We start from the raw sequence: 24,596 nt of genomic DNA on the forward strand, positions 1-24,596 counted from the left end.
TTGTCAATCTTTATGTTAAAAAATTATTTTGTAATACCTTTTAGAAAAATTTTAACACATGTTTTAATATGATCTTCTCGCTCTTGCTCACTTAATACTATATCACTATTCAATAAGATAGCATGATAATGATAAGGGTTCCTTACTAGTCCGCAAAATAAAGATGCTGCTGTTTTAGGGTCTATAGACTCATCAAGCTGAGATTTTATCTCTTCTCTCTCCATAAAATCTACTAAAATTTGATTTACTCTATTTATAACTTGCTCTAAGAACATATTTCCTAAAGAGGCGTTATTTTTGTAACCTTCAATAAGCATAATTCTTGTTATTAAGGTAGTTTTTCTATCACATATAATATCAAAAAATATATTTGCAAATTTAGTTAAGAAGTCCTCTATCTTGTGAGAAATTTTTAAATTTATCTTTTCTTCTATTTCGGCACAGAAATTGTCTAAGCTACGCTCAACAATAGCAGTGAATAAGCCCTCTTTGTTGTTAAAAAATTTATATACGCTTGCTAATGACCCGCCGCTTTTTTCTATAATATCACTTAAGCTAGTATTCTCATATCCGTTGTTTAAAAAAGACTCGAGAGCTACTTCCATAATCTTTTCGTACCGCTCTTGGCCGCGTTTAGACATTTTGATTGACATACTAAATCCTTCGTTAAATTTATTCAAAAAAGTGAATCAGATGTTATTGTAGCTCTAATAACATTAAACTTTCTTTATAAATATATAAAATATAAAATTTAATTTTAAATTTTTATATTTTATTTCTCAGGATATACAAATATAGTCTCTCTTTTTATATTAATCCTCTCTTTATCGTCTTTTGCGTAAGCAGTTATGTTTATAGACACGGGTTTATTACCGTTTTTATCGATACTTATCGACTCAGATGATAATACTACTACAACTTTCTTTTTAGCTCCTGCTTTTAATACTATTTCATCTTTTGGGCGTTCTATTTTAATATTTGTATCATTGATGTCAAAATAGTAAGCATGTTCTTTGTTGTCAGTGTTTTGAAATAAAAATGTATATGCATTTTCAACTTTGTTACTTTTTGTAATCTTATATAGCTCGCTCGTGCGATTTATGTTTAGCAGCATGTACTCTTTTTTTGTACTCATAAACGCTAAAATCACCGTAGCAATGCCGATAACCACTATATAAGCGATAGTTCTAAATCTAAGATAGTTAACCTTCTTGCCCGATTTTAGCGAGTTGTCACTCGTCCAGTCTATGAGTGTCTTTTTGCCAAGCTTGCCCATTACTTTACTGCACGCATCCACGCACTCAAGGCAGTTTATACAGTCAAGCTGCATGCCTTTTCTTATGTCTATGTGAGTTGGGCAAATTTTCACACAGGCCTCACATCCGGTGCACTCATTTACAGGCTCTAGCGGCTTTTTCCAAAGCTTGATGTTTTTATCGTAAATTTTACCACCACGCCTCTCGTCATAAATTACTTGAATCGTATCATCATCAAACATAACAGATTGAATTCTCGCGTATGGACAGATATATACGCAAAATTTCTCCGCCAGCCAAACCACGTCAAATACTATAAACGCCGTTATAAAAAACCAAATTCCCATTAAAAATTTATGCTCTCCGGCATTTTTAACGTAGCTTATAAAATCCTCGGGCGGCACAAAAAACCACAAGAAATTTGCCGCAGCCAAACAGGCTAAGACCGACCATATAACTACGCCTGCAAATTTTTTGAAATTTCGCCCATCTATAGGCTTTTGTTTGTTGCTTATGTTTTTGTGAAGCTTTAAAATTTTAGTCTGGATAAGATCGCGATAAATCACGCGAAATATCGTCTGCGGACAGCTCCAACCGCACCAAACCCTTCCTCCAAGCGTCGTAAGAAAAAATATAGTAAGAAAAAATATGATAAGCACAAACGGCATCAGATAAAGTTCTTGCGTATCAAAGCTGTTAAAGAGCAGGTGAAGCTGCTTTTTGTCAAAACTAAGTAGGAAAAAGTAGTTACCACCGATTCGGATAAACGGCAGTATCAGCGCGATACAGGTCAAAATCGAATAAAAAATATAGCGCTTTTTGGCGTAGTTAGACTGTGGATTATCTATTAAATTTGACATCAAAATTCCTGTTTTAAAAATGTAATATTTTAAATTTAAATTATAGAACTTTTGTAGTTAAAGCAATCTTATAATAAGCAGAAAACTAAATAAATTTTGAAATTTAAGAAAATTTAAGTATAATCGCACTCTATTTTAATCGAAAGGTGGTGAGGGTCGTGCCAGGAATCAAGGTGCATCCTAATGAGTCTTTTGACGAAGCGTATAGGAAATTTAAAAAGCAAGTCGATAGAAACCTTGTTGTAACTGAAGTTAGAGCAAGAAGATTTTTCGAGCCTATGACTGAAATTCGCAAAAAGCAAAAAATTTCAGCTCGTAAAAAAATGCTTAAACGTCTTTATATGCTTAGACGCTACGAGTCAAAACTCTAACCAAATTAAACTAACTAACTTCGTGTTAGTTAGTTTAACTTCTTTATTAGCCTAAATTTGCCATAATATCTGTATTTTTTAAGAAAAGGAAATTTATGCGTAAGTTATCCGTTAGTCAAGCCTCCGAAGTTCTAGGCATAACAAAAGAGGCGATCTATAACAGGATAAGACGAAAAAGCTTAAAATCAATTGACGAAAAAGGCGTTAAATACGTCTTAATAGAAGACGATGCAGCGACTAACGAGCCACAAACAAAAGCTAAAACAACCAAAACAAACGCTAAAAAAATTGTTAGTGAAAATTCAAGCGAAACCAGCGAAGAGCGAAGTGAATTTATCAAATTTTTACTAACACAGCTTGAAGAGCTAAAAGAGCAAAATAGAAATTTGCAAGACGATAAGGAGCGTTTGCACGCGCAAAAAGAGCAAATTTTAATCGCTAATAAAGATGAAATAGCTGAAATTTACAAAGAGCGTGACGAAAAATTTAGATATTTTTTGCAGATGCTTGAGCGTCCGCTTTTAGCAAGACAAAACGGCGAATATATCCGTCCGATTGATGTCGAATTTGACGAAGGTCATGAGACAGCTCAGAGCGAAGAAAAAGCTAAATTTGATAGCGAAGTAAAAGACGAGGTAAAAATCAAAAAGTGGATTAGCTTGAGCGAGTTTTTAAATGGATTAAATTCAAAAAACAAAAAGAAAAAAAAGATACAAAAATTGATCATTAAAAATATCGGAAAGTCGAAATTTATCAAATTTAAAGACGGCGTAATATGGGTAAGAAACGAAAAATCAATAAAACAGATAGTAGGTGAATTATGAAAAGAATCAAAAAAATTGCAACTTATGCCGCTGTAGGCGGATTTGGCGCGGTAGTTATGGCAGGTCTTGCTGGATGTAGCGGAGGCGGAGAGGATAAAAGCGTAGTGCAAGAAGCGGCGCAAGCTCAAGGAGCTTTCGTTATCATAGAAGAGACTGCGCCAGGCTCATATAAGGTGCTTGAAGAGTATCCAAGCAGCGAAACCAGAGTCGTGCTAAAGCAGCTTGACGGCAAGGAGCGCGTGCTAACAAAAGAGGAGATGGATAAGCTAATCGCCGAAGAAAACGCTAAGATCGATAACGGCACTTCAAATTTGACAAAGCCTGATGCGCAGCTTAGTAGTGGCGGGCTTGGGCTTGGTGAAGTTTTATTATCTTCGATTGCAGGAGGTATTTTAGGAAGCTGGATAGGTAGCAAGCTGTTTAATAATCAAGGTTTCCAAAGCCATCGTCAAACAGCATATAAAAACCCTTCGACTTACTCAAGAAGCGTTGATAGCTTTAATAAAGCTAAGGCTACAAGCTCTGCAGGCAAGCCTGCGGGCGGCAAGAGCGGATTTTTTGGTAGCGGAAGCAAGACTAATCAATCGGTAGGTGGATGATGTTAAATTTAAAAAAAGTCAAGCCTTTAGATAAGGCGTTTTTGGAAAATATCGGCTTTGCTTGGCATACCGATAGCGACGATAGCTCATATATCGCAGATGAGCTTGTAGAAGTTAGCGAGCAAGAGGCGGAAGCCTACTACGAGGCGGCAAATGAGCTATATGATATGTTTGTAACCGCCGGACAGCACATAATAGATAATAACCTCTATCACGAGGTTGGCATACCTTTTAATCTTGTTGATATGGTAAAAGAAAGCTGGGAAAACGAAGTTCACTGGCATCTTTACGGGCGTTTTGATTTAGCTGGCGGACTTAACGGAAAGCCTATAAAGCTCATTGAATTTAACGCCGATACGCCGACTGCGATATTTGAAACGGCGATTATCCAATGGGCGATTTTGAAATTTAACGGCATGGATGAGAGTTCTCAGTTTAACGATCTTTACGAAGCTTTGAAAGAAAATTTCAAGCGTCTTGTAACGCTTAGCGAGGATACAAGCGAGTTTAACAAGCTTTATGAGGGGTGGAAAATTCTGTTTAGCTCTATTGCCGGCAGCATCGAGGATGAACAGAGTGTAAAACTGCTTGAGTATATCGCTAAAGAAGCCGGGTTTCATACTGATTTTGCTTATGTTGATGAGGTTGAGTTTAACGACGAAGAGGGCATCTTCAAAGGCGGTGAAAACTACGAGTACTGGTTTAAACTTGTTCCTTGGGAGGATATTGCCGTGCAGGAGGGCGAACTTGCGCTTATTCTTAAAAATATAATGGCAAATCAAAGAGCCATCATCTTAAATCCTGCCTATACACTGATGTTTCAAAGCAAGGGAATTTTAAAAATTCTTTGGGATATTTATCCAAATCATCCGCTTTTGCTCGAGGCTTCAGACAAGCCGTTAGCTAACAAAAAATGCGTTAAAAAGCCGATATTTGGCCGTGAAGGAGCAAACGTTAGCATTATAGAAGCTGACGGAAGCGTTAGTGTTAGCAGTGATGGCGAATACGGCGCAAACAGAGCCATATATCAAGAATTTTATGAATTTAACAAAGACGAAAGAGGCGATAGCTATCAGGCTGGAGTCTTTTTTGCTTATGAGGCTTGCGCGCTTGGATACAGAAAAGGCGGAGAAATTTTAAACAACGCTTCTAAATTCGTAGGACACTACATAAAGGGGTAAGCATGAAAATAGTCTGCCTTGATGCTTCGACTTTAGGAAGTGATGTTAGCCTTGATGTTTTTGCTAAATTTGGCGAGTTTGTAAGCTATGATAAGACTGATAAAAGCGAGACTATAGAGCGTTTAAAGGGCGCTGATGTCGTGATAACTAACAAGGTTATTATTGACCGTGATGTTATGGACGCGACAAATTTAAAGCTGATTTGCATAAGCGCAACAGGTATGAACAATGTCGATCTAGACTATGCAAAAGCTAAAAATATAGCCGTTAAAAATGTCGCAGGCTACTCGACTAACAGCGTTGCACAGCATACTTTTGCATGTTTGTTAGCGTTAGTAAATCGCATTAAATTTTATGATGATTATGTGCAAAGCGGCGAGTGGGTCAAGAGCGAAATTTTTACGAATTTAGATAGATCTATTGGCGAGATAAGCGGTAAGAATTTCGGCATCATCGGACTTGGCGAGATAGGAAGAAGTGTGGCTAGGATAGCTATGGCTTTTGGCGCAAACGTGAGCTACTACTCAACAAGTGGAGCAAATGATAATGGCGAGTTTAAAAGGCAAAATTTAGATGAGCTTTTAAAGAGCTGCGATATCGTAAGCATACACGCTCCTCTTAATGAAAAAACACGAAATTTAATCTCTTCTAAAGAGCTAAATTTGATGAAAGAGGGCGCAGTGCTTATGAATTTCGGACGTGGCGGGATAGTCGATGAAAGCGCACTTGCTAAGGCGATAGACGAGCGAAATTTAAAAGCCTGCATAGATGTTCTTGAAAGCGAGCCGATGAGAAAAAATCATCCGCTTTTAAGTATCAAAAACAAAGAAAACTTAATAATCACACCACATGTCGCCTGGGCGAGCAAAGAGGCTCGCCAGAAACTCATAAATTTGATAGTAAAAAATATAGAAAATTTTATAAAGGAGAGTTAAATGGCTAGCGAACATAGCTTTGATATAAGTGCGCAAGTTGATCTGATGGAGGTTAAAAACGCTCTTGAAACAGCGAAAAAAGAGGTTGCCGCGAGGTATGACTTCAAGGGTATCGCTGCTGAAATAGAGCTAAACGAAAAGGATAAATTTATCACTCTTCTTAGCACAAGCGATAATAAAATCGACGCTTTAAAAGATATCGTTATCTCAAAGCTTATCAAGCGAAATATCCCGCCTGTAGCGGTTAGTGAAAGCAAGCGAGAAAGCGCAAGCGGAGGCAATATAAAAGCCACTCTTAAGCTAAACGATACGCTTGATAGTGAAAATTCAAAAAAGATCACAAAAGCTATAAAAGACGCAAAACTAAAGGTAAATGCAACAATTAGAGGCGAAGAGGTGAGGGTCGCAGGCAAATCGATCGATGATCTGCAAGAGTGCATAAGGATCGTTAAAGCTTTAAATCTTGAATTACCGCTTAGTTTTAGAAATTTAAAATAATTATAATACTTTTTTTGGTAAATTTACGACTATTATATATAAAGATTGTTTTATAAAAAGGAATTAATTATGGGTTTTAAGAATATTATAGAAAAATTTGCAGTTAATTACGCTCATAATTCTATGCAAAAGTCCCTTTATGATGGGCTAAATATAAATATTTTAGATAATAAATTTAACAAAATTCCAAAGCCTGACACCGAGTATATGCTGTATGCGCACGTGCCGTTTTGTCACACGTTTTGTCCTTATTGCTCATTTCACAAGTATCATTACGAACAAGAGCTTGCGGTGCATTATTTTGCGAATTTGCGCGAAGAGATGAGGCAGGTTAAGGAGGCCGGATTTAACTTCACGTCGATGTATGTCGGTGGCGGAACCACGCTTATAAACGAGCCTGAGCTTGAAAAGACGCTTGTGCTTGCAAAAGAGCTTTTTGATATCAAAGATATATCGTGTGAGAGCGATCCAAATCATATTGAACCTGAAAATTTAAAGAGATTTCAAGGGCTCATCGACCGCTTAAGCGTCGGTGTGCAAAGCTTTAGCGATGACATCTTAAAAAAAGTTGCCAGATATGATCGCTTCGGTTCAAGCCAGCAGCTTCAAGAAAAGCTAAGAAAAGCTATGGGCGTGCTGCCTACGATAAGTCTTGATCTTATTTTTAACCTGCCAAATCAGACTAGAGAGCAGCTTTTGCATGATGTAAAAATCGCAAAATCAATCGCTCCTGAGCAGATAACTTTCTATCCGCTTATGAAGTCTCCGCTTACGCGTGACGCGATAGCTCGCTCACTTGGGGTGGATGATAGTGATAACGAGCGCGAGTTTTATGAGCTCATTTGCGAAAATTTCAGCGACTATCACCAAAGTAATGCCTGGGCGTTTGGTCGCGATAACGCAAATTTGCGTGATGAATACGTAGGAAGCCACCACGAGTATCTTGGAATCGGAAGCGGTGCATTTAGCTTCTTAAACGGAGAGCTTCTCATAAACGCATTTAATTTGCTTGATTACGGAAGAATGGTGAAAAGTCACGAGAGCCCGGTCATCGCAAAATGCAGCTTTACTAAAAAAGATCGCCTGAAATACATCTTCTTAACCGAGCTTTTTGACGGCGGAGTTGATATAGCCAAATACAACGAATTTAACCGTGCAAACATCCACAAAGAGCTATTTGTCGAGCTAAATTTGCTTAAGCTTGTAAATGCGATCTACGAAGAAAACGGCATGATAAAGCCGACATTTTTTGGTAAATATATCTGCCTTGTTTTGATGCGTGATTTTTATGCAGGCATGGATAAGGTAAGGGCGATTTTTAAAGATGATGCAAAGATAAAACGAAGCAAAAAACTACGCATAATGGAAGAAAACACCGAGCCAAATTTCGATAATTCAGTCATCTCGCCAAAAGCTGCGGTTTGATAAAACTACATAAATTCAAGCGAGCTTGCTTGAATTTATCTTCTTGCTTACATTGCGATTAAAAGCCTACTTTTTTCTCTTCGTCAAAGGCGCTTGAAATTTCGCGTTTGATCTCATTTTCAAAGTCCTTGAGAGTAAAAATTCCATCGTCTCTAATGGCGACTTTAAGGGCTGTGTTTTTAAGCACGAGCATGATTTGCGCACCGCTTAGATCAAATTTCGCAAGCTCTTTGATGTCAAATCCATCTTCAAAACTCGCATTTTCAGGCATAACTTTACGCCAAATCGCAAGGCGTGCTGCAAAATCTGGCTTTTTAAATTCGATTTTATAATCAAATCTTCTTGAAAACGCACTATCAAGGCTTTGCAAGAAATTTGTCGTGGCTATCAAAACGCCTTCAAATTTCTCAATCTGCTCTAAGAAGATATTTTGCATTTGATTGTGCATCTTATCAGCCCCGCTTGAGCTCTCTGTCCTTGTGCTTAGGAACTGATCGGCCTCATTTAGCAGCAGCACGGGTTCACTTTTGCTTTTAGCGCAAATTTCTTTATACGTATCAAAAATTTTGCGCACGTTTTGTTCGCTTTCACCAACATATTTGCTTAAAATTTTAGAGCAGTCAAAGCTCAAAACCATCTTTTTAAGGCTCTTTGCAAGCCCTATGGCGCTCATTGTTTTGCCCGTTCCAGCAGCTCCGTAAAAGATGATCTTAACGTCTATAGCTCGGCGCGACTTGATACCCCAGCTTGAAAGGCGAGCTAAGACCTTTTTATCAACTTGCTTTAAGATGGCGTCTAAAAGCTCTTTTGTCTTATCGTTTAGCACCACATCATCGATACTTGTCGCAGGCTCGATCAGCTCGAAAATTTCTTGCTCTTTAACTATGCTTGCGAGCTCAAGCTTCTTGCTCTTTTTCTCGTTTTTTGGATGCATTATGCGCTGCAAAATGTCATCGTTTATAAAAAAGCTTCGTGTTATGTTGCCTAGCGTGCTTAGCACTTCATCGTAATCAATCAGTCCGCTTTCAATAAGCCTTGAGCCGTCATCTAAAAGCGAGCGGTTTTTGGCTCTTTGAAACTCATCGCCGCCCAAAATGCTAGTAAGCGCATTTAGATCGCGGGAGCTATCAAATTCGCCAGCGTACTCCTCTTTTAAAAGCGCTAAAAATATAATTTGCTCCTTTTCATCAAGCGAATTTTCTTTAAAAATTTGCTCAACCACAAGGATGATTTTAGTTAAATTCAGGCGTTTTTTTATAGTTTCGTTAAGAGTTTGTATCTCTTTTTCAAGTCTATTTTTAGCCTCATTTGAGCTGTTTGGATCAAAAAGAGCAAATCTAGCATAAAGTTCAATACGCAAAAACTGATCTTTAAGATACTCCAAATGATCCTCATACGCCGTAATCTCAGGCATTTTGATACTAACATCGCCGTTTTCTAAAATTTTTAAAAACGCCGCAGAGAGTGAAATTTCCGTGTGAAGTAAAGTAAGCAAATTTGATTGATTTGGCTTGGTTTCGGTAGTTTTAAATATGCTAAAACTTTGATTTATCCAACCGTTATCGATCAAAGATCTAATGTCGCTTAAGTGATCTAAAAATTTATACTCTTCATCGCCAAATATCGCTTTAAGCACGTCATAAACGCTACTTTGAGCATTGCCGTCTATGTAGGCTCTGCTTAGAAATTGAAGAATTTTAGCTTCATTTTCGTTGCAGTTTATGAGCACGCTTAAATTTGAGTCTTTAGCGCTTGAGCCTATAAATTCAAGAAGATATTGCACTTAATTCGCCCTTTGCGATCTGATCTTTTAGCACGCGTTTTAGCACCTTGCCTGTCGCGTTTTTAGGCAGCTCTTTAACCACATGGATATGTTTTGGAATTTTAAAATTCGCTAGATGCTTTTTAAGATGAGCTCTGATACTCTTTTCGTCTATACTCATTTCATCTTTAAACTGAATAAACGCGATAACCTCTTCATCAGCGTGTGCGTCGCGTATGCCCACAACTGCCGCAGCTTCGATAGCTTCGAGTTTAAAGAGCACCTCTTCGATCTCTCTAGGATAGATGTTTATGCCTTTTGAGATGATTAGATCTTTTTTGCGATCAACGATAAATAGATATCCTTCCTCATCAACCTTGCCAAGATCGCCCGTCCTTAGCCAGCCGTTCATTATCGTTTCGTCCGTTGCGTCAGGCATATTTAAGTATCCTTGCATGACACAATCGCCCTTTACGATGATCTCGCCAACTTCACCGGTAGCAACTTCCATCATCTCGTCATTTACGATCTTTATCTCATATCCCGGTAGAGGAAGCCCCACGCTTGCTATCTTTTGCTTGTTGCTTGGATTTATCGCGACTGCTGGCGAACACTCGCTAAGACCATATCCTTCAAGCAGCTTAGCGCGCGGAAATTTCTTTTTAAAGTCGATTATGGTTTGCTCTGCAAGTGGAGCTGCACCGCTGATAAAGAGCCTTACGCAGTTAAACCACTTGAAATACCATGGAATTTTTGCCTTACCTATAGCTGTATATATCGCAGGAACCCCTAAAAATACTGTAACTCTTTTTAAAAGAGCTTGTTTTAAAACATTCGAGAATGGAAAAACAGACTTTATGAGTACAAGCGAACTTGCCGTAAATACAGGTAAAAGAACCATAACGGTGAGAGTAAAACTATGAAACATAGGTAAAAAGACTATAAATCTATCTTTTTTGTTGATATCAAAGCACTTTGTAGCGCCGATTATATTTGAAAATACGTTTTTATAGCTTAGCATCGCACCTTTTGGCTTGCCCGTTGTGCCTGAAGTGTAGATGATATGCGCTAGATCGGTTAATACCGGTTGTTTTATCAGATCTAGCTCTATTTTGCAGCTAAGGGCTGCTATAAAGCTTATGTTTGATTCGTTGTATTTACCAAATTCACCTATCCATATGATTTTTTCTAAATTTGTCCTGCTTTCAAGCCCCTTAATCTCTTTTGATAAATTTGAGGAGGCGAATAAAATTTTCGCCCCGCAATCGTTTAAGATATACTCAAATTCCTCATGTTTTAAGAATGTATTTATTGGTACTGCGACAGCACCTATGGCAGATATTGCAAAGTAGCTTATTAGAAATTCTTCCGAATTTGAGACTATCATCGCTACCTTATCGCCAAATTTTACTCCGATACTTTGTAGATATGCTGCGACTCTGTCGATGCTAAATTTAAGCTGGCTATAGGTAGTTTTATACCCCTCGCCATAAATTATTACACCTTTTGGATTTTTCTTGCAAGATTCATTAAGCATCTCGTAAAAATTTTGATAAACATAACTCATTTTATACCTTAAAATTTATATTTTATACCTAAATTTATAGCTTGAGCATTTCCTCTTTCAAAGGTTCCGTTTGGATAGTTAGGATTGCCGCTATAGTATTTCACATCTCGTTTTTTTCTATCTTGATAGAAGTAGCTCATGCCAAGCTCTAAATCCTCGCTAAATTTGTAGTTAAAGCCTGTTCCATATGCAACGGCCTTTGTATCAGGTAAATCAAAGCTGGTTGTGCTACTTAAAGAGGCCGCCTCATCAAAGATGATAGAGCCCATGATTCTTAGTTTTTGGGTTGCATTATGAGCTATACCAAAGCGATATGTATTTGTATCTTTCCAATTTCTAGCTTTTGGCTCATCAAAGGCTTTAAAAAATGGATTTGAGTAATTTGATGCACCAGCATCAGGATAGTCGAAATTTAGCTCTTTCCAAGCTGACCAATAAGTTTTCTCATAAGCAAACATAAGTGTTGTATCTTTTATCTCATATGAGATTGCCAAATTTAAAGATGCCGGAAGAGGAACGTTTAGTTTAGCCTTGCCGCTATAAGAGCCGTTAGGAAATGCTCCTAGAGGATGAGCAGGCGCTTTGATATCGGTATCTCCCTTTAGTTTCATATCAACCTTTGAGCGATATGTGGCTGCTAGGCTTAAATTTTCGATAGGTTTATATGTCAAAGCTATGTTGTATCCGAAATTTACGCCATCACCTTTGATATCTTGGTCTGCTTTAAGAGGAGAGTTTATATCTTGAATGGCCTCTCCTTTTGTATATACCGCTCTTAATCCAAAACCTATAGCCAGATTATCTGTAATTCTATAAGCGGCGCTAGGATTTAGCTCCATTACCTTTAGATCAAATTTCTTTGAAGTTGCCTTAGGTAGATCCTCGTCCCATCTCATCGACATTCCTGCAGGTACAACTAAAGATATACCAAATTTCCAGTTCGCAATATATTCAGGCGATACGAAATGAAATGTCGGAAGAAGGGCTTTTGATTTTCTTGATTTGTATTTTTTGCCGTCGTAGTGAGTGTATTTGACGTTATCTAGCTGCAAATATGAAAACGAGCTTTCAAATTGATGTCTAGGATCATCTAAAAACAACATGTTCGCAGGGTTAAAATAGGCCGCATCAGGACCAAAGCTCGTCGCAATGTTCGAGTTTAAAAGTGCTACACTATCGCTACTTTGCTCAGGTAGTTTAAACCCGGCACCGTTTAAAAGGCTACAAGCCGCCAAAGAAAACAATAAATATTTTTTCATATAGCTCTCCTATTCTATAAAATTTCTTAAAATTTTTATCTCATCCGCCCAGATACTCTCGTCAATCGTCTCAAGTATGAGCGGGATATTGTCTGTACGTTTGTCTTTTATAATGTTTTCAAATGTTTTTAGCTCCAAAAAACCTTTTCCAAGACTCTCGTGCCTATCTTTTTTGGATGCTAGCCCAAATTTTGTGTCATTTAAATGCATAGCGCTTAGATATTTTACGCCTATTATTTGGTCAAATTCATTCATAACCTTTTCGTAGCTATCTTTTATATCATAACCAGCAGAAAAGGTATGGCAGGTATCAAGGCAGACCCCGATCCTATTCTTATCGAAGCATTTTTTAATTAGATATGCGATGTGTTCAAATTTAAAGCCCAGATTACTTCCTTGTCCTGCAGTATTTTCTATCACAAGCTTTACATTTTGGCTATTTTCAAGCAAAAAATTTATAGATTCGGCTATGTTGTCTAGACACTGTTCGGTTGAAATCTCTTTTAGATGTGAGCCAGGGTGAAAATTTATCATTTTTAGACCAAGTTCTTCTACTCTTGAAATTTCGTCTAAAAACGCATCTATTGAAATTTGACGTTTTTCATTATCAAAATGACCTAAATTTATCAAATAACTATTGTGAGGTAAGACATGATCTGGCGAGATTTGAGCTGATTTGAGATTTTCTTTAAATTTTGAGATATTTTCATCCGTCAAAGGCTTCGCACTCCATTGACGTTGATTTTTGACAAATAATGCAAAGGCGTTTGCACCTATTTGCATCGCATTTAACGGAGCATTCTCTACTCCACCACTCGCACTTACATGTGCACCGATATATTTCATTCAAGCTCTTTTATTATTATTTTTATTCTATTTTTTGCATCGTTAAAACTAATATTATTATTGCAAACTTCATATTGTATTGAATATTTACTTAGATTTTGGCTAAATCCGCACTCATTTGTTACTAAATTTTGCCCATTATATATAGGTTGTCTCTCTAAAATCTCTCTAAAAAACTCATCGTAATGCTCATTTAGGAAAAATATTTTATTAAAATCTTTTTTTTCATAGCAGACGGCGCTTATGCAAATTTGCTCGGAAATTTTTATATTTGCTAAATTTACTGCAGAGCTGTAAATTTGTAAATTTAGAGAATTTGAGCTTTTATGAAGAAAGCCTACGTCGTTGATTTTTATAATCGGAGATAGAATTGTAATAGCAAACGTGTTTGAAACCTTGCTGATTTGAAGGTTAGCGCAGCCTGAAAATATAAATAATATTAAAAATATATATGTGATTTTTAAAAATTTGTTCATCAAGTACTTTCTATTAAGCTAATTTTAAATATTTCTTAGATAAAATTGCACTTCCGCTTAATTTAGTGGCCCATTCGTCTAGCGGTTAGGACATCGCCCTTTCACGGCGGTAACACGAGTTCGAGTCTCGTATGGGTCACCACTTCTAATCTCTATCTTTAGAAAAACAAAATTGTATCTTTAAACTGCTTAATAGATAATTATTTCTATAAGCTGGATTGATAGTAATATTTATTATACAAATTTTAATTTAATTTTATTGTATAATCTTGTTTTTAAAAAATTATCAAAGAGAGTAAATGACATATTTTCAATGCGATTATGCAAGCGGGGCTCATCCTAAAATCATCCAAAATTTAGTTGATACAAATGATGATCAATGCCTTGGATACGGTAGTGATAAGTATTGCGAAAGTGCAATAAAAAAGATCAAAGACGCTTGTAAAAAACCTGATGCAGATGTACATTTTTTGGTTGGAGGTACTCAGACAAACTCTATAGTTATAGCCTCTATTTTACGTCCTCATCAGGGCGTAATTTCTGCAGATAGTGGTCATATAGCCGTCCATGAAGCTGGAGCCATAGAAGCTGGCGGACATAAGGTCTTGATTTTACCTTCAATTGATGGAAAAATAACGGCCGAGCAGGTTAAAGAGTGCTGTGAACTACATCAAAAAGATCCTGTAAGACATCATACGGTTCAGCCTGGAATGGTATATATCTCATTTCCTACCGAGATTGGCACGCTTTATTCAAAGCAAGAGCTTAAAGATCTTAGTAGCGTTTGCAAAAGCTTAAACTTACCACTTTTTATAGATGGCGCCAGGCTTGGATATGGGATAATGAGCGAATTTTGTGATCTAAATTTAGCGGATATTGCTGAGTTTTGCGACATTTTTTATATCGGAGGCACCAAGTGCGGAACTCTTTTTGGAGAAGCTGTGGTAATTACAAACAACACTCTTAAAAAAGATTTTAGGTATATAATGAAGCAGCGTGGTGCGCTTTTGGCCAAAGGTAGGATGCTTGGAATCCAGTTTGATACGCTATTTACGGATAATCTTTACTTTGAAATTTGTAAAAATGCCGTTTCTTACGCGCTTAAAATTAGAAAAGCCTTTGAGGATAAGGGCGTAGAGGTTATGTCAAATTCTCAAACTAATCAGCAGTTTTTCGCGCTTAGTGATGAATGGCTTGAAAAACTAAGCCAAAAGTATGTATTTCAGTTTATTTATAAAATGACTGACGGGCGAAATTTTATCAGGGTTTGTACTAGCTGGTCTAGCCAAGAGAGTGATATTAATAGCTTGATAGAAGATATTTCTGCTTTATGAAGCTAGAAATTTTATAAATTTTTATATAATCTTGTTTTTAAAATTTTATACAAAGGACTTAAAAATATGTTTGAATGGATGAGCTCTCCTGAGGCGTGGCTATCGCTTATTACCCTTACGTCACTTGAGATAGTCTTGGGAATTGACAACATCATTTTTATAGCGATTTTGGTCGGCAAGCTTCCACCTCATCAGCGAGACAAAGCCCGTATAATGGGACTTGCGTTTGCGATGATCACACGTATATTGCTGCTGCTTTCGCTATTTTGGATTATGAAGCTTACAAAGCCGCTATTTACCGTGTTTGATTTTACGATTACGGGGCGGGATTTGGTGCTAATTTTAGGAGGACTTTTCCTCATTGCAAAATCCACTCTTGAGATCCACTCAAACGTAACCGGCGAGCATCACGAGCAAAAGACGCCTAAAGCGGCGGGATTTTGGATCATCATCACCGAAATCGCCATCCTTGACATCGTATTTTCGCTTGATAGCGTTATCACAGCGGTTGGCATGGCCGATCACATCGAGATCATGATACTTGCGGTTATGATCGCAGTTGGCGTGATGATGTTTGCTTCCAAGGCGATATCAAATTTCGTGGACAACAACCCTACGATCAAAATTCTCGCCCTTGCCTTCCTTATCCTTATCGGATTTGCGCTTGTTGGCGAAGGTCTTGGCTTGCACGTGCCTAAGGCTTACATCTACTTTGCGATGGGCTTTTCTCTCTCTGTCGAGCTTCTTAATATCTACGCAAGAAAGAAAGCTCGCCAGATAGAAAATCACTGATAATCTTACTCTTTTGGCTGCTTTGCGGTCAAAAGAGTTTCTTAAATTTAAGCTAGTTTAGCACAAATTTTACTTTCTTTTTACGGAAGCGCCAAATTTATCGCTCGCTCAAATTTAAAGCCAAATTTGTGATAGAATTCAGCCATGAATTTAACCAAAGACCCCATTAGACCGCTTATCATCACCATAGCTACGCCTGCCGGGCTTGCCATGATGTTTAACACTCTTTATAACGTTACGGGAACTTACTTTGCTTCTACGATCTCAACGACTGCGGTTGCGGGCATGTCGATGAGCTTTTTGCTTTATCTTAGCGTCGTCGGTATCGGGCTTGGATTTGGCTCGGCTCTTACTGCGCTGATTGGGAATTCGCTTGGGCAAAGAAGGGAATTTTTAGCTAAAATTTACGCTCAAAAGGGCGTTGTTTTCGTGCTTCTTTTTGCTATTTCAATGGGAATTTTAGGCTATCTTATCACGCCTAGATTGCTTGTTTTGTTGGGTGCAAACGATGAGTTTTTAAGCGAAGCGCTTGAGTATATAAGAGTGATTTTTCTAGCTTCGCCGTTTTTCTTAGCTATTAAGGGATTAAACGGCGTTTTAGTCGCGCTTGGGGATACAAAAACGCTTAGAAATTGGCTGTTTATGGGGCTTTTTATCAACGCTCTTTTTTGCTATGTCTATGTATATATTTTTGATTTTGGGGTAGGCGGGATAGCCTTTGCGACGGCAAGCGTACAGTTTTTAGGCACTCTTTATCTGTCTAAAAAAGTTCGCGAAACGGGTATGATTGATTTTCAAAATCCGGCTATGTTTTTGCCCGACTGGCGAATTTACTCTAAGATTTTAAGGCAAGCCGTGCCCGCATGCTTAAACTATCTTTCTATGTCGCTTGGCGGACTGATACTGCTAAAATTTATAAGCCATTACGGCACAAACGCGGTTGCAGGATACGGTATCGCACTTAGGATCGAGCAGATCGTCGCCTTGCCTACTATCGGCATAGCCGCCGCCGTTCTTAGCATCATATCTCGAAATTTCGGCGCTAAAGAGTATGAGCGTGTGATAGAGTGCTATAAATGCGCGCTTAAAATTTTACTTTATTTTTGTTTGTTCGCCTGTGCTTTTTGTGTGTTTTGCGGCACTTATATCATCTCGCTTTTTGATACAAATGCCGAGGTTTTAAGTGCGGGACAAAGCTACCTTCTTATAAATTCTTTCGCATTTTTCGGATACGGAGTCATAAATATCTCAGGCAGCGCCCTGCAAGCGATAAAAAAACCTACAATGGCGTTTGTGCTAAACGCTATGCGACTGATCGTGCTTCAAATTTGTATATTTTCATTTGTGGTTTACGTGCTACAAGGGGTGCTTATAGATATTTGGGTCGGCATGTTTTTCAACGTCTATTTTACGGCGGGATGTTTTTTGATTTATATGTATTTTAAGCTTAAAAAATTACTCAAAAAGGATAGTAGTGGAGTTTAAAGATAGCTTGTTTGAAATTTTACAAACTCATAAGGAAGAAAAATTTAGGATTTTTTCACAAAAATTAATATCTCAGCCTGAAATTTTGGGTGTGAGAACGCCTATGCTTAAAAAGATAGCCAAAGATTTTTCGCTCAAGTTAGATGTAAAAGAAATTCGTCTTTTTAAGCCTGCTTTTCATGAGGAATTTGCGATAAAAGCGTTTTTAATCATCAATCTAAAAGATGACGAGAGTAAATTTGCTCTTGCAAGCGAATTTGTAAAAACTATGCCAAATTGGGCGATCTGCGATCAGTTTGACGCGATAAAATTTAAGGATAGTAGATTTGTAAATTTGCTTCTTTCGCAGTGTCTTAGCTCAAATTTGGAGTATGAAAAGCGCTTTTTCTATGTTTATTATATGAGAAATTTGGCGGCATTTGAGCTTAATAAATTTTTTGAAATTTGCATAAACGAAAAAGACGAGAGATACTATGTCAAAATGGCTATGGCATGGGCTATGGCTGAAATTTTTATCAAATTTAAAGAGCCTGTTTTAAATTTGCTTGAGAGTAAAAGGCTTAATAAATTTGTGCAAAACAAAACTATTTCAAAGATAAGAGATAGTTTTCGGGTGCAAAAGAGCGTCAAAGATGAGCTCGTAAAACTTAGAATTTGATATGTAAATTTTTAGATAAATTTTGCTAATTTAGTTAAATTTGGTTGTTTTTAAGTTTTAAATGAAGATATCTAGCTAAAAAATAAATTTTAATCTAAAATTTATTGACATTGAGCCGAATTTTGGTTAAAATGCGCTTTTTCAATGAAGTAGGGCACACATACTTCGGGGTGTAGCGCAGGCTGGTTAGCGCACTTGGTTTGGGACCAAGGGGCCGAAGGTTCGAATCCTTTCACCCCGACCATCTATGTGGTGAGTGTAGCTCAGTCGGTTAGAGCATCAGATTGTGGTCCTGAGGGTCGTGGGTTCAATTCCCATCACTCACCCCACTTTGGCGCTCGTAGCTCAATTGGATAGAGCGACAGACTTCGGATCTGTAGGTTATGGGTTCGACTCCTATCGGGCGCGCCACTTTGTTGTTATGCGCTCATAGCTCAGCTGGATAGAGCAACGGCCTTCTAAGCCGTAGGTCAGAGGTTCGAATCCTCTTGGGCGTACCATTTGGTTTATTTAATATTTTTTAGATAAACTTCCATTCTTTATACACGTGCGGATGTGGTGAAATTGGCAGACACGCCAGACTTAGGATCTGGTGCCTCACGGCGTGAAGGTTCAAGTCCTTTCATCCGCACCATTTTTAACTTTTTTCCCCTTTAAAATCCCCTAAAATACGAGCTTTCGACAACCAATTAAGGTTAGAAAAATATCAAAAGTGTAAGCTATGTGTAACAAAGTGCTTAAAAGTGCCTATTTTAGGGCATTTATGAGATACTATACGGACTAATTCATCTAACCCATTTTATAAAAAATCCCTAGAATACGGCATTTAATAAGCTAAAAGTGTAAAAAGTAAGTGTAACAAAAAAAGCCCTATATTTTTAAAGCTTACTTATAGCTATTTGGTATAAAAAATAATAATTAAACATTTTTTAAGCTTAGAAATTGATATAATAAATCGTTGATATTTAGTCCTACAAAATATTAATTAAAAAGTTTAAGAATACACCAAAAAACAAAAATAGTTATGAAAATTGCAGTTTTCAATACAACTTTTTTACAAAATATCGTTTTTGCGGGTTTTTGCGTGGTTTTCGCTCTTTGTGCTTTTCACTTTTCAAGCTTTTTAAGCTGTTTAAGGTTTGTGAAACTTAAAGCACGTTTCACAACTTCAAAAAATGCCAAATTTTTATAATTTTTCTTAAGGTTTCAATCAAAAAATGATTAATTTTTTAGTTTTCTTAATTTAAGGTTTAAAATGCTTTTGAGCTGAAAATATATTTTACTTTTTGATTGCTTTTCTGTTTTGTGTATAAAATTTGCTCTTTTTTGATACACAAATATTTTGAATATTAAAATTTATATACTATGAATTGAGTTAAATTTCTTTACTTTCCTGCTATCTGCCGGATTGTGTTAAATTTGCTTAATTTTATTCACCCCTGCACTGAATAAAATTTTATATATTTATATCTCGTTGAGGTTTTTAAAAATAGTTTAAAGCCCGTTTAAAGCGTGTTTAAAAGATATATTTTGAAATGATTTTTTTCAATTCCGACATTTTTTAAACCCTCTTTTAAATCTCAATTCCGACATTTTTAAATAGGGTTGCAGTTAAAATTTATCCGTTTTTTGGGTTCGTTTCTTTCGGCTTGTGTTGATAAAATTGTCTAATGCTTGTTTTGAGTTAAAGCGGTCTTGTAGCCCCTTGCGATTTAGTGTCCTGCCGTCTGTAAAGGCTTTGATTTGATATATCAGGTAGTTATCATTGGTAAGCCCTCTAGCGTGTAATCTGTGCGCTATTTTGTCGGCTGTTTCTATGCTCTGCGGTAGCTCATTTTTGATAAAGCTTATAAAGTCCGTTCTGCCTTTTGGCTTTATTGTGATTTCTAATCGCTTCCAAGCCGTAAGGCTGTGATTTAAGCTTTGTTTTTGGTGTATGGTCTGCTTTTTGTATTTGTCGTATAGTAGTATTTTATCGATATTGTTAAGCGTTGTTTTGTTGCAATATAAGCTATTATGCTTTACTATGTAGCTATCGTTATTTACGCCCTCTAATGAGCTTTTAAACTCGTCTTTACGCCTATAATCAATATCCCGATTGTCTTTAAAATCACTTGCTACATCACAATTTAAAAGTATAAAAGTTTTGCGCCTTAAAAGCTTTGAAATAAATTTTATAGCCTCGTTGTTTATCTGCTTTGTTGGCTGATGTAGTCCCGTGTATATGAGTAAGCAAAATGTATCTTTCGCTTTCTTGTGGGCTAATGCGTGTTCGAATAGTAAAGGTATGTTTTTAACTATGATTATATAATTGCTTAGCCCGTTACCTTGTGAGATTTTGGCGTATTCGATAACGGGCTTAAAAGCTTCTTTCTTGTATCTGTTTTTAGGGTCGTTTTTAAGGCTTTGATATATTTGCGCTATGTATGGGTTAATGGGTAAATTTTTAATATCTGTTTGCACTTCAAAGCCGTTTTTAACGATAATGTTTTTAAAAGTATTATAGTGTGCGATTTGTCTTATCGTATCGATACCACGCTCGCCAAAAATAATATTTTTATCGTTAAAAACTTGCATTTTATCCCTAATATCTGCGCTTATAAGCTACTCGCCTCGTATTCTTTAAGCTCTGTTTTAAAGGCTTCCCTTAGCTTATGTATGCTTGTAAAAACTGCGTTATCAAGTAAAAATATGCTATTTGAAATCTCGCTATCAAGCTCACGTGAAAATTTGCCGAGTGCCATTAATAACTTTTGCGCTCCGTCTAAGACTTCCAAAGACTGATTAAGCGTTTCTATCTGTAAAGCTTTGTTTTGTCTACTATCGCTCATTATTTAGCCCCTTGTATGATGTTTTTGCGGTTATCCTAGCTCTTATATTTGCTATGTGGTTTAAAGCTCCTATTCGCTCCTGCTCCTGCCTCTCTCGCTTCATTTCCTGCCTGCTGTCGTGTAGCTCTTTTTGATATTCTTGCTCGTCTTTGTCAAGCCTATAATAAAAAAAGCTTTTGTTAAAATTTGCCATTTTTAGCCCCTTTGCTGATTTGCTTCAAGCATAAATCCGTGATGTAATTCTTTGATTTTGCCTGCTACTATGCCTATCACTTCCACTTCATCGGCGTTATAAATTTCCTCGTGCGGTAGCCCTACGGCTCTATAGGCTTTATAATCTCTGCCTATTTTTGGCAAAATTTGTAACTCTCTTACTAAGATATTGCCCTTATAAACAAATGCAAATATACATCCCTCTAATACTCTGTTTTGGTTTGGATTGATGACTAATACATCGCCTTTTTGTAAATACTTTACCTTACTTTCATCGCTATAAACCGCATATAATAAGCCCTCTTTGATTGATTGCTTAAAGGGCTGTAAATCTATGTTTTTAAAGCGGTCGTAAGGCTCATTATTTAGCCTTTTGGCTTTCTCTTTTGGCTCTGGATTGCCTCTGTATTCTCTGTTTTGCTGTAGGCTTGTATGGCTTAATTCTATTGCCTGCGCCTTGCTAATTACTTGCATATTTTACTCCTTATTATTTACTTTTTTGATGAAAATTAAGCAGAATTATATACCCTTTTGATAATCTTGTCAATAGTTTATTTACTTCTTTGATGAAAAATAGTATAATATTTATATCAAAAGAATAAAAAAAGGTATAAAATGTTAAAAAAAGATTTTGATAAAAAGCTTGACGATTTAGGCTTAAGCCGTAAAGATTTTGCCGATTTAACGGGTCTTGCTTATAGCTCTGTTTCAAATTGGCACGATGAAAAAAAGCCCGTTCCGTCTTGGGTTGGCTCGTGGCTTGAAAATTATTCAAAAGCCCGTGATTTAGATAGCGCAGTCGCAATTTTTGAGCCTTATATAAATAAAAAATCACTAAGCTAAGCGGTGTTTTATCCGCTCTTTTTACCCGTGCCACGATATTAAATCCCTTGCCATTTCTCTTAATAAACTTGCCGTTATTCTGCTAAGTTGTGATTTATCATCACATCCGCTAAAGTCCTTTATCTCGTCATCTACAAAGCTTTCTAAATCCTTGCTTTTGCACTCTATGCCTATTAAATATCTGTTCTTTTTGCGTTCTGATTTTTGTATGAGGTAAAACATTTTCAATACTTCAAAATCTACGCAAAATAAAACGCTTTTAACCCTTGATAGAGCCGATTTGAAATCAGTCGTTAATTCATCCTCGCCTTGCACTTTAGGACAAATCAAAAAGACAAATTTATTCTGTAGCCTGCTAATCTGCTTTGCCATTTGCTGGCTTTTAAGCGTTTCAATGCCTTTTAAAACTATGTAATTAAGCCTGAGTGTGTGAATAAAGCCCACACACTCAAAACCTATAAAGATAAAAATATGGCTTGACTTATCGTAGAAATGTGTTATAATTTGGTCGCAATTCGCTTTGTTAAGCGTTTTGCCCCTCATTATTTTTTCATCCCTAAAACTCATTTAAAATCGCCTCTATTTTTTCGTTAGGCTCTTTAAAATTTGTCCTATCTTTGATAATTTTGCCCTCTTTGTCGGTCGCTTTGCCTTTTTGGTCGTTTGCGTCTAGCACCGCTTCAAAACATCGCTTAACCTTGTCGGGGTCTTTTAAAATCTTGCTTAATGCACCTATTTGAAACACGATACTATCGATATAAGCGTCTATATCCTCGCTTAATTTCTCGCTCTCTAAAAGCTTGTTTAATTCCTCTGATATAAATGAGGCTTCACGGCTCTTGTTGTAGCCCTTATTGATTAATCCTCGCTCTTTATTCCAAGAGTAAATACGCCCTACAATGTCAATATCCGATACAAGCTCGATAGCTTCTAAACCTACGTAAAAATCTCTATCGCCTAAGCTGTCGTATAGTCTTGCTTCCCCGTTTGCTATATCAAGACAAAGCACATCATAAATAAGCCCGTCCTCTTTAAAAACGGCGATTAAATTTATACCTTTTGACATATCAAGCCCTTATAAGACTTGCTCTGTGTTAGCTAGAAATTTCGCTACATCGTGAAGTGCGAAAATAACCTTTTTTCGCTTCTCGCCACTGCCTAAAATCTTATAATTCGGCATATTTTTACCCATTTTTAAACTTAAGCGCAACGTATGAACACTTACGCCCAGCTCGTCCGCAAGTTCGCACATATTTAAAGCCTGTTTTTTGTATTTGGCTCTAAGATTTTTTACAATCTCGTTGTAGGTGTCATTTTGTAGCATATTAGCTCCTTTAATGTGATTTAGTCGTATTTAGTTGTAATTTAGCTATAATGTAAGTATCTAAATACATTTTGTATTTATTTGTAAGCAATGTATCTAAAGACTTACGTAACGTAAGTAGAATTATAAAAAATTAAAAATAAATTTTTGCTTACGTAGCGTATATTAAAAAGGACTGTTATGAAAGTATTACCAAATGCAAAGTTAGAACAGATAAGGCGAAAAAATAAGATAACTCGCAAAGGTTTAGAGAATATAAGCGGTTTTAAAGAGCGGACAATAGGAAGTTATGAACGTGCTGAAAATTTTCCGTCTGATGAGTATTTGGATTTTATTAGCCTATATTTTGGCTATACAAAAGATTATATTATAAAGGACACTTACGAATATGAATTAAATAAATTTGTGCGTGTTGTGCTTATGTATCAAAGCATTTTTAATTATACAGATGAAAAAATGGCAGAAATTTTAAAAATTGCACCTAATGAATATAAAAAAATTTATAATTTTAATAACTACTCTAAAGGGCTAATTTATAAATATAATGATTTATCTTTATTAGGTATAAAGCCGTCTTGTGTCGGCTTGGATGTTGAGGGTATTTCTATTGATAGGCTAATGCTGTATTATTATTCTACTTCGCACAGTATAGATGAAGTGAGAAAGGCAGAGTTGATTAAAAAAGAGGAAAACAGAATAAAAGAGGCTGAAAAAGAAAAAAAGATATTATCTGACCTTGAAAAAAACGGTTTAAATTTAACCCCTGAATACTACGCAAGCATTATTAAAAAGCGCAATACGCCCGAAAAAATCACGCCGTTAAATACCCTTAGCGATATACCGCCAAAACATCAGGAATTATTAGAGCTTTTAAAATTTGCCCCTGATAGCTTTACGGATGAAATCATCAAAAAGCTAAAAGAGATAAAAAAATTGCAAGAATTTTAAAGTTTTTGCACTTTTTCCATTTTGGCAAAATTGCCATTTTTAGCCCTCTTGCTCCTTTGGTTTTTTCAATTCCGACATTTTTAAAACTTACCAATTCCGACATTTTTTAACCCTCTTAAAAATCTCAATTCCGACATTTTTAACATTTTATTTTCTAACTTTTTATCATCTGTTTTTAGCCCGTCTTTTATCTCGTTTATTCTAAAAGCCCTAAAATAGGCTACTTGTTACGATTACGAATTATCGCTCATATCAATTCCGACATTTTTAACGCTTATTTTTGCCCTTGCACCAGCTTAAAATTTAGCC

Annotated in this window: 28 protein-coding genes and 6 tRNA genes; 19 read left to right on the forward strand and 15 right to left on the reverse strand. The window is 36.6% G+C overall.

All coding sequences use genetic code 11. The annotated features are described in order from the left end of the window. Positions 1–23 precede the first annotated feature (23 nt). Together CDOM16190_RS02565 and ccoG are read right to left on the reverse strand one after the other, a co-directional pair. A complete protein-coding gene (locus CDOM16190_RS02565) occupies positions 24–653 on the reverse strand; it encodes a TetR/AcrR family transcriptional regulator (protein WP_170018765.1) in 630 nt (209 codons plus the stop codon). Positions 654–772: 119 nt separating this feature from the next. Then, positions 773–2,116 carry a cytochrome c oxidase accessory protein CcoG gene (gene ccoG, locus CDOM16190_RS02570; protein WP_170018766.1) on the reverse strand — a complete coding sequence of 448 codons (1,344 nt, stop codon included), beginning with the start codon at positions 2,114–2,116 and terminating at the stop codon, positions 773–775. 158 nt (positions 2,117–2,274) lie between these two features. On the opposite strand from ccoG, the gene rpsU reads away from it, so the two are divergent. The 7 genes from rpsU (at position 2,275) to CDOM16190_RS02605 (ending at position 7,949) form a co-directional block, all read left to right on the forward strand. Further along, positions 2,275–2,487: a 30S ribosomal protein S21 gene (rpsU, locus tag CDOM16190_RS02575; RefSeq protein ID WP_169976385.1), complete on the forward strand. Its 213-nt coding sequence runs from the start codon at positions 2,275–2,277 to the stop codon at positions 2,485–2,487. Between the two features lie 95 nt (positions 2,488–2,582). Continuing rightward, positions 2,583–3,311: a DNA-binding protein gene (locus tag CDOM16190_RS02580; RefSeq protein WP_170018767.1), complete on the forward strand. Its 729-nt coding sequence runs from the start codon at positions 2,583–2,585 to the stop codon at positions 3,309–3,311. Continuing rightward, a complete protein-coding gene (locus CDOM16190_RS02585; RefSeq protein ID WP_170018768.1) occupies positions 3,308–3,910 on the forward strand; it encodes a UPF0323 family lipoprotein in 603 nt (200 codons plus the stop codon). Before CDOM16190_RS02580 ends, CDOM16190_RS02585 begins: the two co-directional genes overlap by 4 nt. Then, entirely contained in the window at positions 3,910–5,091 is a 1,182-nt protein-coding gene (locus CDOM16190_RS02590; RefSeq protein ID WP_170018769.1) for a glutathionylspermidine synthase family protein, read from the forward strand. Before CDOM16190_RS02585 ends, CDOM16190_RS02590 begins: the two co-directional genes overlap by 1 nt. Positions 5,092–5,093: 2 nt before the next feature. Further along, positions 5,094–6,026, forward strand: a complete 933-nt coding sequence (locus CDOM16190_RS02595) for a D-2-hydroxyacid dehydrogenase (RefSeq protein WP_170018770.1) — start codon at positions 5,094–5,096, stop codon at positions 6,024–6,026. Then, entirely contained in the window at positions 6,027–6,524 is a 498-nt protein-coding gene (locus tag CDOM16190_RS02600; protein WP_170018771.1) for a YajQ family cyclic di-GMP-binding protein, read from the forward strand. It abuts the gene before it with no gap. Between the two features lie 69 nt (positions 6,525–6,593). Further along, positions 6,594–7,949, forward strand: a complete 1,356-nt coding sequence (locus tag CDOM16190_RS02605) for a coproporphyrinogen III oxidase family protein (protein WP_170018772.1) — start codon at positions 6,594–6,596, stop codon at positions 7,947–7,949. A gap of 58 nt (positions 7,950–8,007) precedes the next feature. Here CDOM16190_RS02605 and CDOM16190_RS02610 read toward each other — a convergent pair whose 3' ends face one another. The 5 genes from CDOM16190_RS02610 to CDOM16190_RS02630 are packed head-to-tail and all read right to left on the reverse strand — an operon-like array spanning position 8,008 to position 13,859. After that, positions 8,008–9,732, reverse strand: a complete 1,725-nt coding sequence (locus CDOM16190_RS02610; protein WP_170018773.1) for an ATP-binding protein — start codon at positions 9,730–9,732, stop codon at positions 8,008–8,010. Continuing rightward, complete coding sequence (locus CDOM16190_RS02615) at positions 9,716–11,278, reverse strand: fatty acid--CoA ligase (protein WP_170018774.1); 1,563 nt, start codon at positions 11,276–11,278, stop codon at positions 9,716–9,718. Before CDOM16190_RS02615 ends, CDOM16190_RS02610 begins: the two co-directional genes overlap by 17 nt. A gap of 8 nt (positions 11,279–11,286) precedes the next feature. Next, positions 11,287–12,537, reverse strand: coding sequence for an OmpP1/FadL family transporter (locus tag CDOM16190_RS02620; protein WP_170018775.1), 1,251 nt, complete (start codon positions 12,535–12,537; stop codon positions 11,287–11,289). 9 nt (positions 12,538–12,546) lie between these two features. Further along, a complete protein-coding gene (gene nfo, locus CDOM16190_RS02625) occupies positions 12,547–13,383 on the reverse strand; it encodes a deoxyribonuclease IV (protein ID WP_170018776.1) in 837 nt (278 codons plus the stop codon). Further along, positions 13,380–13,859: a hypothetical protein gene (locus tag CDOM16190_RS02630; protein WP_170018777.1), complete on the reverse strand. Its 480-nt coding sequence runs from the start codon at positions 13,857–13,859 to the stop codon at positions 13,380–13,382. Before CDOM16190_RS02630 ends, nfo begins: the two co-directional genes overlap by 4 nt. Before the next feature lie 67 nt (positions 13,860–13,926). Here CDOM16190_RS02630 and CDOM16190_RS02635 point away from each other — a divergent pair. The 3 genes from CDOM16190_RS02635 (at position 13,927) to CDOM16190_RS02645 (ending at position 15,985) form a co-directional block, all read left to right on the forward strand. Then, positions 13,927–14,001 (forward strand) — tRNA-Glu (locus CDOM16190_RS02635). Positions 14,002–14,158: 157 nt separating this feature from the next. Beyond that, the gene (locus CDOM16190_RS02640) at positions 14,159–15,193 is read left to right on the forward strand and encodes a threonine aldolase family protein (RefSeq protein WP_170018778.1); all 1,035 of its coding nucleotides are present in this window, start codon (positions 14,159–14,161) and stop codon (positions 15,191–15,193) included. A 66-nt stretch (positions 15,194–15,259) separates the two neighbouring features. Beyond that, the gene (locus tag CDOM16190_RS02645; RefSeq protein ID WP_169976362.1) at positions 15,260–15,985 is read left to right on the forward strand and encodes a TerC family protein; all 726 of its coding nucleotides are present in this window, start codon (positions 15,260–15,262) and stop codon (positions 15,983–15,985) included. Between the two features lie 80 nt (positions 15,986–16,065). Here CDOM16190_RS02645 and CDOM16190_RS10815 read toward each other — a convergent pair whose 3' ends face one another. Continuing rightward, positions 16,066–16,197 (reverse strand): hypothetical protein, encoded by a 132-nt coding sequence (locus CDOM16190_RS10815; protein WP_283956936.1) that lies wholly within the window; start codon positions 16,195–16,197, stop codon positions 16,066–16,068. On the opposite strand from CDOM16190_RS10815, the gene CDOM16190_RS02650 reads away from it, so the two are divergent. The 7 genes from CDOM16190_RS02650 to CDOM16190_RS02680 all read left to right on the forward strand — a co-directional run bounded on the left by CDOM16190_RS02650 (position 16,196) and on the right by CDOM16190_RS02680 (position 18,762). Next, positions 16,196–17,470, forward strand: a complete 1,275-nt coding sequence (locus CDOM16190_RS02650) for an MATE family efflux transporter (protein ID WP_249934096.1) — start codon at positions 16,196–16,198, stop codon at positions 17,468–17,470. The two genes, CDOM16190_RS10815 and CDOM16190_RS02650, sit on opposite strands and share 2 nt — an antisense overlap. Beyond that, positions 17,460–18,128, forward strand: a complete 669-nt coding sequence (locus tag CDOM16190_RS02655) for a DNA alkylation repair protein (RefSeq protein ID WP_170018780.1) — start codon at positions 17,460–17,462, stop codon at positions 18,126–18,128. Before CDOM16190_RS02650 ends, CDOM16190_RS02655 begins: the two co-directional genes overlap by 11 nt. A 166-nt stretch (positions 18,129–18,294) precedes the next feature. Next, positions 18,295–18,372, forward strand: a tRNA-Pro gene (locus tag CDOM16190_RS02660). Positions 18,373–18,380: 8 nt separating this feature from the next. Then, positions 18,381–18,457, forward strand: a tRNA-His gene (locus tag CDOM16190_RS02665). Between the two features lie 5 nt (positions 18,458–18,462). Then, positions 18,463–18,539: transfer RNA gene (locus CDOM16190_RS02670), tRNA-Arg, on the forward strand. Between the two features lie 12 nt (positions 18,540–18,551). Next, positions 18,552–18,628: transfer RNA gene (locus CDOM16190_RS02675), tRNA-Arg, on the forward strand. 49 nt (positions 18,629–18,677) lie between these two features. Next, positions 18,678–18,762 (forward strand) — tRNA-Leu (locus tag CDOM16190_RS02680). 977 nt (positions 18,763–19,739) lie between these two features. On the opposite strand, the gene CDOM16190_RS02685 is transcribed toward CDOM16190_RS02680, so the two are convergent. The 4 genes from CDOM16190_RS02685 to CDOM16190_RS02700 are packed head-to-tail and all read right to left on the reverse strand — an operon-like array spanning position 19,740 to position 21,646. Next, a complete protein-coding gene (locus CDOM16190_RS02685) occupies positions 19,740–20,705 on the reverse strand; it encodes a hypothetical protein (protein ID WP_170018781.1) in 966 nt (321 codons plus the stop codon). Between the two features lie 20 nt (positions 20,706–20,725). Beyond that, positions 20,726–20,959, reverse strand: a complete 234-nt coding sequence (locus tag CDOM16190_RS02690; RefSeq protein ID WP_170018782.1) for a hypothetical protein — start codon at positions 20,957–20,959, stop codon at positions 20,726–20,728. Next, positions 20,949–21,152 (reverse strand): hypothetical protein, encoded by a 204-nt coding sequence (locus CDOM16190_RS02695; RefSeq protein ID WP_170018783.1) that lies wholly within the window; start codon positions 21,150–21,152, stop codon positions 20,949–20,951. Before CDOM16190_RS02695 ends, CDOM16190_RS02690 begins: the two co-directional genes overlap by 11 nt. Positions 21,153–21,154: 2 nt before the next feature. Further along, positions 21,155–21,646 carry a S24 family peptidase gene (locus CDOM16190_RS02700; RefSeq protein WP_170018784.1) on the reverse strand — a complete coding sequence of 164 codons (492 nt, stop codon included), beginning with the start codon at positions 21,644–21,646 and terminating at the stop codon, positions 21,155–21,157. A 141-nt stretch (positions 21,647–21,787) separates the two neighbouring features. On the opposite strand from CDOM16190_RS02700, the gene CDOM16190_RS02705 reads away from it, so the two are divergent. Beyond that, positions 21,788–22,015, forward strand: coding sequence for a hypothetical protein (locus CDOM16190_RS02705; protein ID WP_170018785.1), 228 nt, complete (start codon positions 21,788–21,790; stop codon positions 22,013–22,015). Between the two features lie 21 nt (positions 22,016–22,036). Here CDOM16190_RS02705 and CDOM16190_RS02710 read toward each other — a convergent pair whose 3' ends face one another. From CDOM16190_RS02710 to CDOM16190_RS02720, 3 genes are read right to left on the reverse strand one after another with little or no spacing between them, the layout of a single operon-like run. Further along, positions 22,037–22,582, reverse strand: a complete 546-nt coding sequence (locus tag CDOM16190_RS02710; protein ID WP_170018786.1) for a hypothetical protein — start codon at positions 22,580–22,582, stop codon at positions 22,037–22,039. Continuing rightward, positions 22,572–23,081 carry a nucleoside triphosphate pyrophosphohydrolase family protein gene (locus tag CDOM16190_RS02715; RefSeq protein ID WP_170018787.1) on the reverse strand — a complete coding sequence of 170 codons (510 nt, stop codon included), beginning with the start codon at positions 23,079–23,081 and terminating at the stop codon, positions 22,572–22,574. The genes CDOM16190_RS02710 and CDOM16190_RS02715 overlap by 11 nt, the downstream gene beginning before the upstream one ends. A 9-nt stretch (positions 23,082–23,090) precedes the next feature. After that, on the reverse strand, positions 23,091–23,339 hold the full coding sequence (locus tag CDOM16190_RS02720) for a hypothetical protein (RefSeq protein ID WP_170018788.1): 249 nt from the start codon (positions 23,337–23,339) through the stop codon (positions 23,091–23,093). Between the two features lie 180 nt (positions 23,340–23,519). Here CDOM16190_RS02720 and CDOM16190_RS02725 point away from each other — a divergent pair, with 180 nt between their 5' ends. Continuing rightward, positions 23,520–24,287 carry a helix-turn-helix domain-containing protein gene (locus CDOM16190_RS02725; RefSeq protein WP_170018789.1) on the forward strand — a complete coding sequence of 256 codons (768 nt, stop codon included), beginning with the start codon at positions 23,520–23,522 and terminating at the stop codon, positions 24,285–24,287. Positions 24,288–24,596: the final 309 nt, after the last annotated feature.

Source organism: Campylobacter sp. RM16190 (genome assembly GCF_012978835.1).
In the GTDB taxonomy this organism is placed as follows: Bacteria; Campylobacterota; Campylobacteria; order Campylobacterales; family Campylobacteraceae; genus Campylobacter_A.